The organism is Plantactinospora sp. CA-290183 (assembly GCF_050936375.1).
Lineage (GTDB): Bacteria > Actinomycetota > Actinomycetes > Mycobacteriales > Micromonosporaceae > Plantactinospora.
On sequence record NZ_JBNJMX010000003.1, the window covers coordinates 297,568 to 309,632 of the forward strand.

At 74.5% G+C, this 12,065-nt stretch carries 10 protein-coding genes and 4 pseudogenes; 11 read left to right on the forward strand and 3 right to left on the reverse strand.

Features of this window, described 5'->3' with window-relative positions:
* Positions 1-83 precede the first annotated feature (83 nt).
* The 6 genes from ACQEUR_RS09465 to ACQEUR_RS09490 all read left to right on the forward strand — a co-directional run bounded on the left by ACQEUR_RS09465 (position 84) and on the right by ACQEUR_RS09490 (position 5,267).
* Positions 84-1,043 (forward strand): ABC transporter ATP-binding protein, encoded by a 960-nt coding sequence (locus ACQEUR_RS09465; RefSeq protein WP_433028979.1) that lies wholly within the window; start codon positions 84-86, stop codon positions 1,041-1,043.
* Complete coding sequence (locus ACQEUR_RS09470; RefSeq protein WP_433028494.1) at positions 1,040-2,224, forward strand: ABC transporter permease; 1,185 nt, start codon at positions 1,040-1,042, stop codon at positions 2,222-2,224. Before ACQEUR_RS09465 ends, ACQEUR_RS09470 begins: the two co-directional genes overlap by 4 nt.
* Before the next feature lie 229 nt (positions 2,225-2,453).
* Positions 2,454-2,666, forward strand: a complete 213-nt coding sequence (locus tag ACQEUR_RS09475; RefSeq protein ID WP_331214529.1) for a helix-turn-helix domain-containing protein — start codon at positions 2,454-2,456, stop codon at positions 2,664-2,666.
* 250 nt (positions 2,667-2,916) lie between these two features.
* On the forward strand, positions 2,917-3,018 hold the full coding sequence (locus ACQEUR_RS09480; RefSeq protein ID WP_007465623.1) for a 30S ribosomal protein bS22: 102 nt from the start codon (positions 2,917-2,919) through the stop codon (positions 3,016-3,018).
* A 120-nt stretch (positions 3,019-3,138) separates the two neighbouring features.
* A complete protein-coding gene (locus tag ACQEUR_RS09485; RefSeq protein WP_433028496.1) occupies positions 3,139-4,212 on the forward strand; it encodes an NAD-dependent epimerase/dehydratase family protein in 1,074 nt (357 codons plus the stop codon).
* Complete coding sequence (locus ACQEUR_RS09490; protein ID WP_433028498.1) at positions 4,209-5,267, forward strand: lysophospholipid acyltransferase family protein; 1,059 nt, start codon at positions 4,209-4,211, stop codon at positions 5,265-5,267. The genes ACQEUR_RS09485 and ACQEUR_RS09490 overlap by 4 nt, the downstream gene beginning before the upstream one ends.
* Before the next feature lie 80 nt (positions 5,268-5,347).
* Here the strand turns inward: ACQEUR_RS09490 and ACQEUR_RS09495 are convergent, their stop codons facing one another.
* Positions 5,348-6,232 carry an HAD family hydrolase gene (locus tag ACQEUR_RS09495; protein WP_433028981.1) on the reverse strand — a complete coding sequence of 295 codons (885 nt, stop codon included), beginning with the start codon at positions 6,230-6,232 and terminating at the stop codon, positions 5,348-5,350.
* A gap of 392 nt (positions 6,233-6,624) precedes the next feature.
* Between ACQEUR_RS09495 and ACQEUR_RS09500 the strand changes: the two are divergent.
* The 5 genes and pseudogenes from ACQEUR_RS09500 to ACQEUR_RS09520 form a co-directional block, all read left to right on the forward strand.
* Positions 6,625-6,846: pseudogene (locus ACQEUR_RS09500) on the forward strand (acyl-CoA dehydrogenase family protein); the annotation flags it as partial.
* Positions 6,847-7,009: 163 nt separating this feature from the next.
* A pseudogene (locus ACQEUR_RS09505) lies at positions 7,010-7,150 on the forward strand (hypothetical protein); the annotation flags it as partial.
* A 69-nt stretch (positions 7,151-7,219) separates the two neighbouring features.
* A complete protein-coding gene (locus ACQEUR_RS09510; protein WP_433028983.1) occupies positions 7,220-7,756 on the forward strand; it encodes an acyl-CoA dehydrogenase family protein in 537 nt (178 codons plus the stop codon).
* Positions 7,753-8,625, forward strand: a complete 873-nt coding sequence (locus tag ACQEUR_RS09515; protein ID WP_433028985.1) for a phosphate/phosphite/phosphonate ABC transporter substrate-binding protein — start codon at positions 7,753-7,755, stop codon at positions 8,623-8,625. Before ACQEUR_RS09510 ends, ACQEUR_RS09515 begins: the two co-directional genes overlap by 4 nt.
* Positions 8,603-9,781: a ferritin-like domain-containing protein gene (locus ACQEUR_RS09520; RefSeq protein WP_433028500.1), complete on the forward strand. Its 1,179-nt coding sequence runs from the start codon at positions 8,603-8,605 to the stop codon at positions 9,779-9,781. The genes ACQEUR_RS09515 and ACQEUR_RS09520 overlap by 23 nt, the downstream gene beginning before the upstream one ends.
* Positions 9,782-10,020: 239 nt before the next feature.
* Here ACQEUR_RS09520 and ACQEUR_RS09525 read toward each other — a convergent pair.
* Both ACQEUR_RS09525 and ACQEUR_RS09530 read right to left on the reverse strand, forming a co-directional pair.
* Positions 10,021-10,926: pseudogene (locus tag ACQEUR_RS09525) on the reverse strand (DUF5667 domain-containing protein); the annotation flags it as partial.
* Between the two features lie 248 nt (positions 10,927-11,174).
* Positions 11,175-12,011, reverse strand: a pseudogene (locus ACQEUR_RS09530) (ECF subfamily RNA polymerase sigma factor, BldN family); the annotation flags it as partial.
* Positions 12,012-12,065 lie beyond the last annotated feature (54 nt).

A 12,065-nucleotide genomic window follows, 5' to 3' on the forward strand; every position in this document is an offset into this window, starting at 1 on the left:
CCCGGACAGCGGCGCGGGCGACGGACCGGACAGCGGCTGCGACACCCGGCCCGGCGGGGGAGCCGGAGACCGACCGGACACCGGTGATCGAGGCGGTGGACCTGTCCCGGGGCTACGACCTGGACGGGGTGTCGGTGGCCGCGCTGCGCGGGGTGTCGCTGACCATCGCCGCCGGTGACTACGTGGCGATCGTCGGCCCCTCCGGTTCGGGCAAGTCGACGCTGATGCACCTGCTCGGCGGGCTGGACAGGCCGACCGGCGGGCGGCTGTGGATCGGCGGCCGGGACGTCGGCGCGCTGACCGCCGACGAACTGGCCCGGCTGCGCAACGAGACCATCGGCTTCGTCTTCCAGTCCTTCCACCTGCTGCCCCGTACCTCGGCGGTGGAGAACGTGGCGCTGCCCCTGGTCTACCGGGGCGTCGGCGGCCGGCAGCGGCGGGCGCTGGCCGCGGCGATGCTGGGCCGGGTCGGACTCGGGCACCGGCTCGACCACCGGCCCAACCAGCTCTCCGGCGGCGAGCAGCAGCGGGTGGCGATCGCCCGGGCCCTGGTCACCGACCCGGTGGTGCTGCTCGCCGACGAGCCGACCGGCAACCTCGACACCGTCACCGGAGAGTCGGTGCTGGGCCTGCTGGAGGAGCTGAACGCCGAGTCCGGGGTGGCGGTCGTGCTGGTCACCCACGACCGGGAGGTGGCCGCCCGGGCGCAGCGGCAGATCGTCGTACGCGACGGCCGGCTCGTCGCCCCGGCATCCGGCGCGGCGGCGGCCGGCGACGCGGGTGGGCCGGCTAGCACGCCGGTCGGAGCGGCTGCGGCGACGGCCGTGCCGGGGACGCCAGCGGGGCCTGAGATAGTAGATCCCGCTCCCAGCGCGGAGCCCCGACTCGCGTCCGGAAGCGACTCGGGGCACCCGTCCGGTGGCTCCGGTGGCGCCGCCGGAGCCACCGGGCGCCGCGGAGCGGACCGGCCCGGTCCCGGTTCCGGCGGGGCCGAGTGTCGCGGGGCCGAGTGTCGCGGGGCCGACCCGGAGAGCCGGCCGTGAGGCTCGCCGAGGCCTGGCGGGTCGCGCTCGGGGCGCTGCGCGCCAACCGGATGCGCAGCGGACTCACCATGCTGGGCGTCATCATCGGCGTCGCCGCGGTGGTGGTGCTGGTGGCCATCGGCACCGGGGCCAAGCGCGAGGTGGAGCAGCAGGTCGAGGGGCTCGGCTCCAACCTGCTGGTGGTGGTCCCCGGCCGGCTCGACTTCGGCGCGGCGCCGGCGGTGTCCCGGCTCTCCCTGGCCGACGTCGAGGCCGTGAACCGGGTGGTCGGCGACCCGCGCCGGGTGGCGGTCACGGTCACCTCCGGCGAGACGGTACGCGCCGGCACCCGGGCGGCGTTCACGACCGTGCAGGGGGTGCTGGAGACCACCCCGCAGGTCTTCGTCCGCAAGCTGGGCCGGGGCAGTTACCTGACCTCGTCCGATGTGGACACCTCCCGCCGGGTGGCGGTGCTCGGCTCGACCGTCGCCCGTACCCTCTTCGGCGACCGGGAGCCGATCGGCCAGCAGGTCGCCATCGCCGGCGTACGGTTCCGGGTCATCGGGGTCTTCGCCCCGCTGGGCCAGAGCCTCGGCGTGGACCGGGACGACGAGGTGCACATTCCGGTGACCGCCGCGCACCGGCTCTACGGCACCCAGCGGATCGACGGGATCGCGGTCAAGGCGCCCGACCGGGAACGGATCTCCGAACTCGGTGCCGAGATCGTGGCCGAGCTGTCCCGCCGGCATCCCGAGACGGAGTTCAGCGCGGTGACCCAGGAGCAGATCCTCGGGGTCCTCGGGGACATCCTCGGCGTGCTGACCGGGGTGCTCGCCGCGATCGCGGGCATCTCGCTGCTGGTCGGCGGCGTCGGCGTCTCCAACATCATGCTGGTCTCGGTGCGGGAGCGGACCCGGGAGATCGGCCTGCGCAAGGCGGTCGGCGCCCGGCCCCGGGACATCAGCCTCCAGTTCCTGCTGGAGGCGGTGCTGCTCACCGCGCTGGGCGGGGTGGCCGGGATGGCCCTCGGCGTCGGCGCCGCGCTGCTGGTCGCCGCCCTCTCCCCGGTGCCGGCGGTGATCACCTGGTGGTCGCTGGCGCTCTCCTTCGGGGTCTCCGCGGCGGTCGGCATCATCTTCGGGGTGGTACCGGCGCAGCGGGCCGGCCGGCTGGACCCGGTGGTCGCGCTGCGCGCCGAGTGACCGCGCGGTCCCCGGCCGGCCGGGGACGGGTGCCCGGCCGGAGCCGGGCGGGGGACGGCCGGCTTGTCCGAGCCGTCGAAAATGGCACCAACGATGATCAAATGCACGAAGGGATCGCGCCGGTCACAGCCGTCCCGTTACCGTACTGGTAACACGCGCGTTGCCCGCCGCGGCGCGGGGCCATCCGGCCGGGCGGCACGCGCCGGGGAATGGGATGGGTTGGTGAGCCATGGCAGGATCACCACAGTCCGACGGCCGGCTGCCGGAGGTCAGGTTCCTGACCGTCGCCGAGGTGGCGACGCTGATGCGGGTGTCGAAGATGACCGTCTATCGGCTCGTACACTCCGGCGAGCTGACCGCGGTCCGGGTGGGGCGTTCGTTCCGGGTGCCGGAGCACGCCGTGCACGAGTACCTGCGCGGTGCCTTTCAGGAGACCGCCTGAGGTCTGAACGGTGTCGCCCGACGCCCGCGCCGACGGCGCTTTCCGGAGGCCGGGCGCGGTCGCGCCGGCTTGGCACGGGGGTGCGTTGGTCCGGCCGATGCCCGCGGGCTAGGCTGGAGCGCGACCGTGGCCGCATGCCGGTGTGTGTGACGCCCACCGTGCGGGTCCGGTCCGTTGTCCAGCTCGGTTACCGGCTACACCCGTGGGTGGCTCCGGGCCGACCCGCACGTTGCATCGGAAGGGCTGTCGTATGGGCTCGGTGGTCAAGAAGCGCCGCAAGCGCATGGCTAAGAAGAAGCACCGCAAGCTGCTGCGCAAGACCCGCGTCCAGCGTCGCCGTCTCGGTAAGTGACCCTGGCCGGGCTCCGGCCCGGCCAGTGGTGACACCGGTCAGCTGTCGACCTTCGGAGGCCCACGTGACGACGTCGCGGCGGTCCGGGTCCGGCCCGGGTCGGTCCGCGCGGAGCGCGAGGTGAACCCCGGCGGCACCCCCGGTACTCCGGGGGTGGTCGTGGTGACCGGCGTGAGCCGGTTCCTCGGCGCCCACGTCGCGGCCCGACTCGTCGCCGACGACCGGATCGCCCGGGTCGTCGGGCTCGACGTCTCCGACCCGGCGCCCGAGCTGGCCCCCCTGCTCGACGGCGTCGAACGGGTCCGGGCCGACGCCGGGGCGGTCGGCAGCGTCATCGCCGACCTGGCGGCCGACGCCGTCGTCCACCTGGCCCTGGTCACCGCACCGGACCAACAGCACGGCGGCCGGACGGCGATGAAGGAGCAGAACGTCATCGGCACGATGCAGCTCCTCGCCGCCTGCCAACGGGCACCCCGGCTGCGCAAGCTGGTCGTCCGCTCCTCGACCGCCGCGTACGGCGCCTCGTTCCGGGACCCGGCGGTCTTCACCGAGGACACCGAGCCGCAGGCGGTGCCGCGCGGCGGCTTCGCCCGGGACATCCTCGACATCGAGGGGTACGTCCGGGGCTTCCGGCGGCGGCGCGCCGACGTGACCGCCACCGTGCTGCGCTTCGCGCCGTTCATCGGGTCGACCGCCGACACGACGCTGACCCGCTACTTCGCCCAGCCCGTCGTGCCGACGGTGCTCGGGCGCGATCCCCGGCTCCAGTTCGTGCACTTCGACGACGCGCTGGAGGTCCTGCACCGCTCGGTGGTGGAGGACCACGCCGGGACGTACAACGTCGCCGGGGCCGGGGTGCTCGCGCTCTCCCAGGCGATCCGCCGGGCCGGCCGGGTCGCCGTACCGATTCTGGAACCGGGACTCTCCGGGGCGGCCGGGATAGCCCGCACCCTCGGCTTCGGCCGCTACGGCCTGGACCAGGTCGACCTCTTCGTGCACGGCCGGGTGGTCGACACCAGCCGGCTGATCCAGGAGTACGGCTTCACCCCGCGCAGCACCGCCGCCGCCTTCGAGGACTTCATCCGGGGGCACCCCGACCGTACGGTGCTCGGGTCGGATCGGCTGCACCGCGCCGAGCAGGCGATCCTCGACGGCATCCGGCAGGTCCGCGCCGCGGTTCGGGAGCGGCCATGACCGAGAACGGCACCGGGGGGGCCGGGCGCGGCACCGCCAACGGCAACCGGCCGGCGAGCCGGTCCGACGGCACCGCCACCGGCGGCGCCCGGGCGGGGCGGGCACGCCGGCTGGCCGTACCCCCGATGGAGGAGACCGCGGACCTGGCCCGGCCGGCGCGGCGCAACGGCGACGGACCCGGGCCGGTTCCGCCGGCGGTGACCGACCAGCCGGGCGACGTCTGGGACCGGCGGGTCGCCGCCGGGCTGGCGTTCCTGCGGCGCCGCCTCTCCGGCCAGTACGAGGTCGACGAGTTCGGCTTCGACCCGGAGCTGACCGACCAACTCTTCCACCCGGTCCTGCGGACGATCTACCGCGACTGGTTCCGCACCGAGGTCTTCGGCGTCGAACACCTGCCGGTCGACGGCGCCGGACTGGTGGTGGCCAACCACTCGGGCACGGTGGCGCTGGACGCGCTGGTCCTGTCGGCGGTGCTGCACGACCGGCACCCCGCCCACCGCTACCTGCGGCTGCTCGGCGCGGACCTGGTCTTCCGGATGCCGGTCATCTCCGAGCTGGTCCGCAAGACCGGCGGTACGGTGGCCTGCAACCCCGACGCCGAGCGGCTGCTCGGCCGGGGTGAACTGGTCGGCGTCTTCCCGGAGGGCTTCAAGGGCGTCGGCAAGCTCTACGCCGACCGCTACAAGCTCCAGCGCTTCGGCCGGGGCGGATTCGTCTCCGCGGCGCTGCGTACCGGCACCCCGATCGTCCCGGTGGCGATCGTCGGCGCCGAGGAGAGCTATCCGATGCTCGCCGACATCAAGCCGCTGGCCCGGCTGCTCAAGCTGCCGTACTTCCCGGTGACCCCGACCTTCCCGTGGCTCGGCCCGCTCGGCGCGGTGCCGCTGCCCAGCAAGTGGCTGATCCAGTTCTGCCCGCCGATCCCGACCACGCACCTCGTCGACTCCGCCGACGACCCGCTGGTGGTCTTCAACCTGGCCGACCAGGTGCGGGAGACGATCCAGCAGACCCTGCACCAGCTCCTGGCGCGCCGCCCCGACCCCTTCGGCGCCTGAGGGGTAAGGAAGGGCCCCCTCCTATCGTTTTCTGTATAGGAAGGGCCCCTTCTTAACGCTTCTCAGCGGCTGCGCCGGCCTCACCGATTCCGCCGGCGCCGGTGCGCGGCCAGCCCCGCGCTGACCGCACCGGCCAGCGCGCCGGCGGCGACCGTCGACGGTACGGCGATCCGGGCCGCCTTCCGGCCGGTACGGAAGTCATGCACCGCCCAGCCCCGCTCCCGGGCCACCCGGCGCAGCGCGGCGTCCGGATTGATCGCCACCCCCCGGCCGACGGCGGAGAGCATCGGGATGTCGTTGGCCGAGTCGCTGTAGGCGGCGCAGCGGTCGAGGTCCAGCCCCTCCACCCGGGCGAGCTGCACCACCGCGTCCGCCTTGGCCGGCCCGTGCATCAGGTCGCCGACCAGCCGCCCGGTGTAGGCCCCGTGCTCGATCTCGGCGACCGTGCCGATCGCGCCGGTGAGCCCGAGCCGGGCCGCGATCACCCGGCCGATCTCCACCGGCGCGGCGGTGACCAGCCAGACGCGCTGGCCGGAGTCCAGGTGCCGCTGGGCCAGGGCCCGGGTACCGGCCCAGATCCGCGGCGCCATCAGCTCGTCGAAGATCTCCTCGGTGAGTCGCTCGACGTCGGCGATCCGCCAGTTCTCGACGAAGGCGAGGGCGGCCTCCTTGGCCCGGGACATGTCTCCGGCGTGCTCGGTGGCGAGCACCCGGAAGCGCAACTGCTGCCAGCCGAACCGGGCCAGGTCGGCGGTGGTGAAGTAGTTTCGCGCGGCCAGCCCACGGGCGAACCAGTAGATGGAGGCGCCCCGCATCATCGTGTTGTCCACGTCGAAGAACGCGGCGGCGATCCGGTCGGTGGGTGCCGCCGGCGCGGCCGGCGCGAGCTGCGGTTCGGCGGCGGCCCAACCGGCGGTGTGACCGTGTTCGTCGGTGCTGACGGTCACCTTGCGGGTGCGGGCCACGCGGGAAACCTCCTCGTCTGGCACGGGTACGTCGAGCTGCGGGGCCCGGGTGCCGGGATCCGGGTACACCAGCGAGGGTATCGGGATCGGGCACGCCGTACCCGGAGACGGCCGGATGGTACGGATGCCCGTCCGGCGGTATCGATCAATGCTCGTCTCTTCCTGGGCGTCGCTCTCTGTGGTTAGGCTGTCACTCGGCAGTTGTCGCCGTCCCCGCGTCCGCCGGACCCGCCGCCGTGCCGGGCCGGACCGGGGCGTTCGCCGCCCATCGCGAGCCTCCATTCCACACCGGTCATCGCGCCACCGATCGCACGCGTACACCCACCGCGCACGCGCGTACACCCACCGATCTCACGCGACAGGTCGGCCCGGCGCCGACCGGGGGAGGAAACATGGCGTACCAGGAGCCGTTGGGGCGGATCGTCGAGGAGGTCGTCGCCCCCCGGGCCGGCGCCGCCGACCGGGCCGCCCAGTTTCCCCGCAGGGCCGTCGACGCGCTCGCCGACGCGGGACTGCTCGCCCTCACCGTGCCGGTCGAGCACGGCGGCGCCGGCCAGGGGGTACGAGCCGCCGCCGACGTGGTCCGGCAGCTCTCCACCGCCTGCGGATCGACCGCGATGGTGGTGATGATGCACTACAGCGCGGTCGCGGCACTGGTCGCCGCCGGCCGCGCGGACGTACTGGCCGAGGTCGCCGCCGGGCGGCACCTGAGCACCCCTCGCCCTCTCCGAGACCGGCTCCCGCAGCCACTTCTGGGCACCGGTCGGCACCGCGACCGGCGACGGCGACGAGGTACGCCTGGACGCCCGCAAGAGCTGGGTCACCTCGGCCGGCCAGGCGGACAGCTACGTCTGGTCCAGTCGCCCGCTCGACGCACCGGGGCCGATGACGCTCTGGCTGGTCCGCGGCGGCGCCCCGGGGCTGCGCCTCGGCCCGGAGTTCGACGGTCTCGGCCTGCGCGGCAACGACTCCCGCCCGGTCGACGGCATCGAGGTACGGGTGCCGCGTACCGCCCTGCTGGGCGAGGACGGCGCCGGACTGGACCTGGCACTCTCCGCCGTACTGCCGTGGTTCCTGCTGCTCAACGCGTCCGCGAGCGTCGGGCTGGCGCAGGCGGTGACCGCGGAGACGGCGGAGCACCTGACCCGGACCCGGCTGCGGCACCTGGACCGGTCGCTGGCGCAGCAGCCGGAGTCCCGGGCGATCCTGGCCCGGATGCGGATCGAGACGGACCGCACCGCCGCGCTCGTGCAGAGCGCGCTCACCGCGCTGGAGGAGGGGCGCGAGGACGCCCAACTGCTCGTCCTGGAGGTGAAGGCCGCCGCGGACGGCAGCGCCGCCGAGGTCGCCGACTTGGCGATGACGGCGTGCGGCGGCGCCGCGTTCCGCCGGGAACTGGGCATCGAACGCCGGTTCCGCGACTCCCGGGCCGCCCGGGTGATGGCGCCGACCACCCCGGCGCTGCTGGACTTCGTGGGCCGGGCGCTCTGCGGGCTGCCCCTGCTGGACGGCGGACCGGCGTGAGCGCGGGCCGCGCGGCGGACCCCCTGCTGCTCGGTGCCGTCGCGTACGACCCGAAGGTGGTGACCATCTGGACCGGCTTCCGCGCCTGGTTCCGCGACCGCGGTCTCGACTTCGACTACGTCCTCTACTCCCACTACGAGCGGCAGGTCGAGGACCTGATCGCCGGACGGATCGACCTGGCCTGGAACTCGCCGCTGGCCTGGCTACGCGCCCGGCGGTTGGCCCGGGCCCGCGACGTGGCCGTACGGGCGGTCGCGATGCGCGACACCGACCGCGACCTCAGCTCGGTGATCGTGGTCCGGGCGGACTCGGATCTCCGCGGTCCCGCCGACCTGCGCGGCCGTACGGTGGCCACCGGCGCCGTCGACTCCCCGCAGGCGACCCTGCTGCCGCTGGCGCTGCTGCGCGACGCCGGCCTCGACCCGGGCACCGACGTCGACGTGCTCCGCTTCGACGTGGGCGTCGGCCTGCACGGCGACCACGTCGGGGGCGAGCGGGACGCCGCGACCGCACTGCGGGCCGGGTACGTCGACGCGGCGTGCCTGGTCGACGCGAGCCTGCTGCTCTTCGGCCGGGAGGGCGTCCTGCCGGCCGGGTCGGTGCGGGTGCTCGCCCAGACCGAGCCGTACGACCACTGCACGCTGACCGCCGGACCGGGCGGGGATCCCAGCTCGGTGGAGCACTTCGCCAAGCTGCTGCTCGGCATGTCGTACGCCGACAGCGGCACCCGGCCCCTGCTCGACCTGGAGGGGCTCAAGCGGTGGCTGCCGGGGCGTACGGACCGGTACGCCGCGCTGGACCGCGCGGTCACCGACAGCGGCTTCTACGACCCGGACGGAGCACCCGGTGCCGACGACTATCGACCTTGAGGGCCTCGGCCTCGAATCCGGCGGCCAGATCCTCCTGGACCGGGCGCTGGCCGGGTTGGCGCCGGGGGACCGGCTGGTGGTGGGCGGCCGGCACCCGGCCCTCCGGCTGCACCTGGCCGCCTGGTGCCGGGCCGAGGGGCACCGGCTCGACCCGGACACCGATCCACCGACCGTCGTGCGGGGCAGTGCCGATCTGGACCGCTGGCGCGACGCGCGACGGGCCGGGCGTACCGCCTCGGACGTGGTGGCACACGCGGACCCGGAGTGGGGGTTGGCGGCCCGGGGCGCACTGGTCGAGCCGGGCGGCCCGGCGCTGGCGGTGGACTGGGTCGACCGCGACCTGGTCTGGGCCGACGTCGCGCCCCGGCTGTACGCGCAGGCCACCGCGAACCAGTGGGATCCGGCGACCGCGGTGGACTGGACGGCGGCCGGGCCGGTGTCGGCGGACGTGGAGGACGCCGTCGTGCAGGTGATGACCTACCTGGTGGAGAACGAGCAGGCGGCGTTGATGATCCCGGCCCGGCTCCTCTCCCGGCTGCACCCGCACTACCGGGAGGTGATGCAGCTCCTCGCGTCGCAGGCGGCCGACGAGGCCCGGCACGTGGAGATCTTCACCCGCCGGGCGCTGCTGCACCGCGACGTGCTCGGCCGCTCCGGGGCCGGCGGCCGGGCGTCGTTGCAGACCCTGCTGGAGGAGCCCGACTTCACCCTCGCCTCGTTCCTGCTCTCCGTGCTCGGCGAGGGGAGTTTCCTGGACCTGCTGCACTTCCTGCACCGGCACGCGCCGGACCGGGTCACCGCCGACGTCACCCGGCTGGCCGCCCGGGACGAGGCCCGGCACGTCGCCTTCGGGGTCGCGCACACGGCGCACGTGGTGCGGTCGGATCCGGCGTTCCTGCACCGGCTGCGGGCCGCGGTCGAGCGGAGGCACACCGCGCTGGCCGACACCGCCGGGCTCAACCGGCAGGTCTTCGAGGCGCTGGTGGTCCTGGCTGCCGGTTCGTGGGCGCCGACGGCGATCGAGCGCGGGTGGCGGGAGGTGCTGCGGCTACAGGAGACGATGGACTCCGGCCGGCGGCGCCGGCTCGAATACCTCGGTTTCCCGGCGGACGAGGCCGCCGCGCTCTCCGCGCTGCACACCCGCAACTTCATGTGAGCCGTACGCCGGCCGGGGCGGCGGGAACCGGTGGGGGATCAGGTGGGCGGGCGCTCGCGGTGCAACGGTTCGGGCGAGGAGAGCGGCTTCTCGCCGGGTACCGGCTGGTCCCGCGTGCCGGGGGTGTCGACGCCCTCCTCGGCGGACGGCCGGCGCTCGCCGCCGCGCAGCGGCTCGGCCGGAACCCGTTCACCGATCACGTCGTCCCGGGTGGCGCCGGGTGGCACGCCGTTGGAGTGCCGGCCGGTGGGGCAGGTCTTCGGCAGCGGTCCCAGGCTGTCCGTCCGACCGCTCGCCCCGGCGGCGCAGTTCAGCGCGGCGCGGAGGCCGTCGGCGCGTTGCTCGATCGCGTCGAGCAGGCCCAGTGACCTGTCGGCGCGGTCCAGGGCGCTACGCGGAGCGTGGACCAGCAGCGCGTCGACCTGTCGACGCTGCTGGGTGAGGAAGCCGTCGATGACGTCGAGCGCGGCGGCGTCGCCCCGTTGCAGCGCGGCGGTGGTGAGCAGCCGTACCCCCTGCCGGGTGTCGGCGTCCATGTCGACGAGGACGGCGACGACGCCCGCGTGGTCGGTGCGTACGGCGTGTGCCTCGGCGAGCCGGGTGCGGGCGAAGTCGAGGAAGAGCTGGCCACGGCTGAGGTCCGAGCTGGCGAGGGCGAGCTGTGCCCGTTCGGTGGACCGTTTCATGCCGTAGAGCGCGTCACCGGGTACGGCGTTCTCGCTCGCCGCCGACATGCCGGAGACCGCGATCGCCCCCACCGCGACGCCGAGCACGATCGCGCCGCGGGCGCGGGCCCGGCTGCGGGGGCCGCTCAGCGCGGACGGGGTCGTACCGCGCGGCGTGCGGACGCTGCCGGGTCGTTCGACCACCGTGTCGTCGATCGGGTCAGCCGTGGCGGTGACGCCGATGCCCTCCCGTTCGGCGGTGGCGACCAGCATCGCCCGCAGGCCGGCCCGGAAGTCGGGGTCGACCTCCACCGAGGACCGGACGGACTGGAGCCGCTGCCCGATCGCCACGGGTCCGGCCAGCTCGGTGTCGACACGGGACCGGACGTGGTGGCGACGGCCCCCGTTGGCTTCGTCGAGTAGTTGCGCGAAGCGCTCGGCTCGCTGGCGGTAGAACGTTGTCCAACTCACCGCCGACACCTCCCTTCGCTGCTCACGGCGCTTGCGGCCGGCGTGGTCGCCGTCCGGGTGCGACGCGGCTCAGAACCGGACCGCAGCAGCCGCAGCCGGACCGTACGTCCAACCGACCGGCCGGAGAGCTGCCGGGGCAACCACCGGTCGCACCGGGACAAACGCTCGGCGGGGCCGGGCGGTTACGGGCCGGCGGCCGGAAATACTACGAAGAGTGAGCGGCGTCACGCGGCACCGGCGACGGCCCTGGGAGCGGTTCACGGCTGGAACCCGTCGGGCAGCAGCCGGGCCAGCGCCCGGACCGCGCGGTATTGGAGTGCCTTGATGGCGCCCTCGTTCTTTCCCATCGCCTGGGCCGTCTCCGCGACCGAAAAGCCCTGGAGGAATCTCAGCACGATGCACTCCTGCTGCTCCGGGTTGAGCTGCTTCACCGCGGTCAGCAGCGCCACGTTCGTGATGTGCTCCACGACCGCCGCCTCCGGGCTCCCCTCCGGCCCGCGGTCCTCGCGATCCGCATCCAGAACGTCACCGGTAGTAACCTCCAGGCGGTACCGGCCCGACTTGAAGTGGTCCGCGACGAGGTTGCGGGCGATGGTCACCAGCCAGGCGCCCAGGTCCCGACCCTGCCAGGTGAAGCTGCCGATCCGCTTCAGGGCGCGCAGGAAGGTGTCCGAGGTCAGGTCCTCGGCGAGCTGCCGGTTGCCGACCCGGAAGTAGACGAACCGGAAGACGGTGTCCACGTAGCGGTCGTAGATGAGCCCGAAGGCCTCCGCGTCACCGGCCTGGGCCCGCTCCACCAGCCCCCAGACCTCGGTGGCCGGCACGTCCGAGGGATCCGGCCGGCTCGGCTGGCCGGTGGGGGAGCCGCCGGAACCGGTGGACTCCTCGACACCGGGCACCACCGGCAGGATCGCCGTCTCGGTGTCGCCGCCGCCGTTGCCCCCGCCGCCGTCCGGTGCCTGGCCCGACCCGGGCTGCGCCGGCATGGCCGGCCGGGTCGGGCTCGCCACCCGCCCGCCGGCGACCGGCCGGGCGTTGCCGCCCGGTGCGGGCTGCCGGGTCGGCGCCTCGTTCGGATGCGGGCGGTTCCGGATGCGTTTGGAGCCGCCGTCGCCGCGGACCGCGAGGCTCAACATGTCGTTGATCGA

Excerpts from the sequence above, each read along its gene's own strand:
- ACQEUR_RS09475 (WP_331214529.1), top strand. The coding sequence starts at position 2,454 with ATGGCAGGATCACCACAGTCCGACGGCCGGCTGCCGGAGGTCAGGTTC.
- ACQEUR_RS09480 (WP_007465623.1), top strand. The coding sequence starts at position 2,917 with ATGGGCTCGGTGGTCAAGAAGCGCCGCAAGCGCATGGCTAAGAAGAAG.
- ACQEUR_RS09490 (WP_433028498.1), top strand. The coding sequence starts at position 4,209 with ATGACCGAGAACGGCACCGGGGGGGCCGGGCGCGGCACCGCCAACGGC.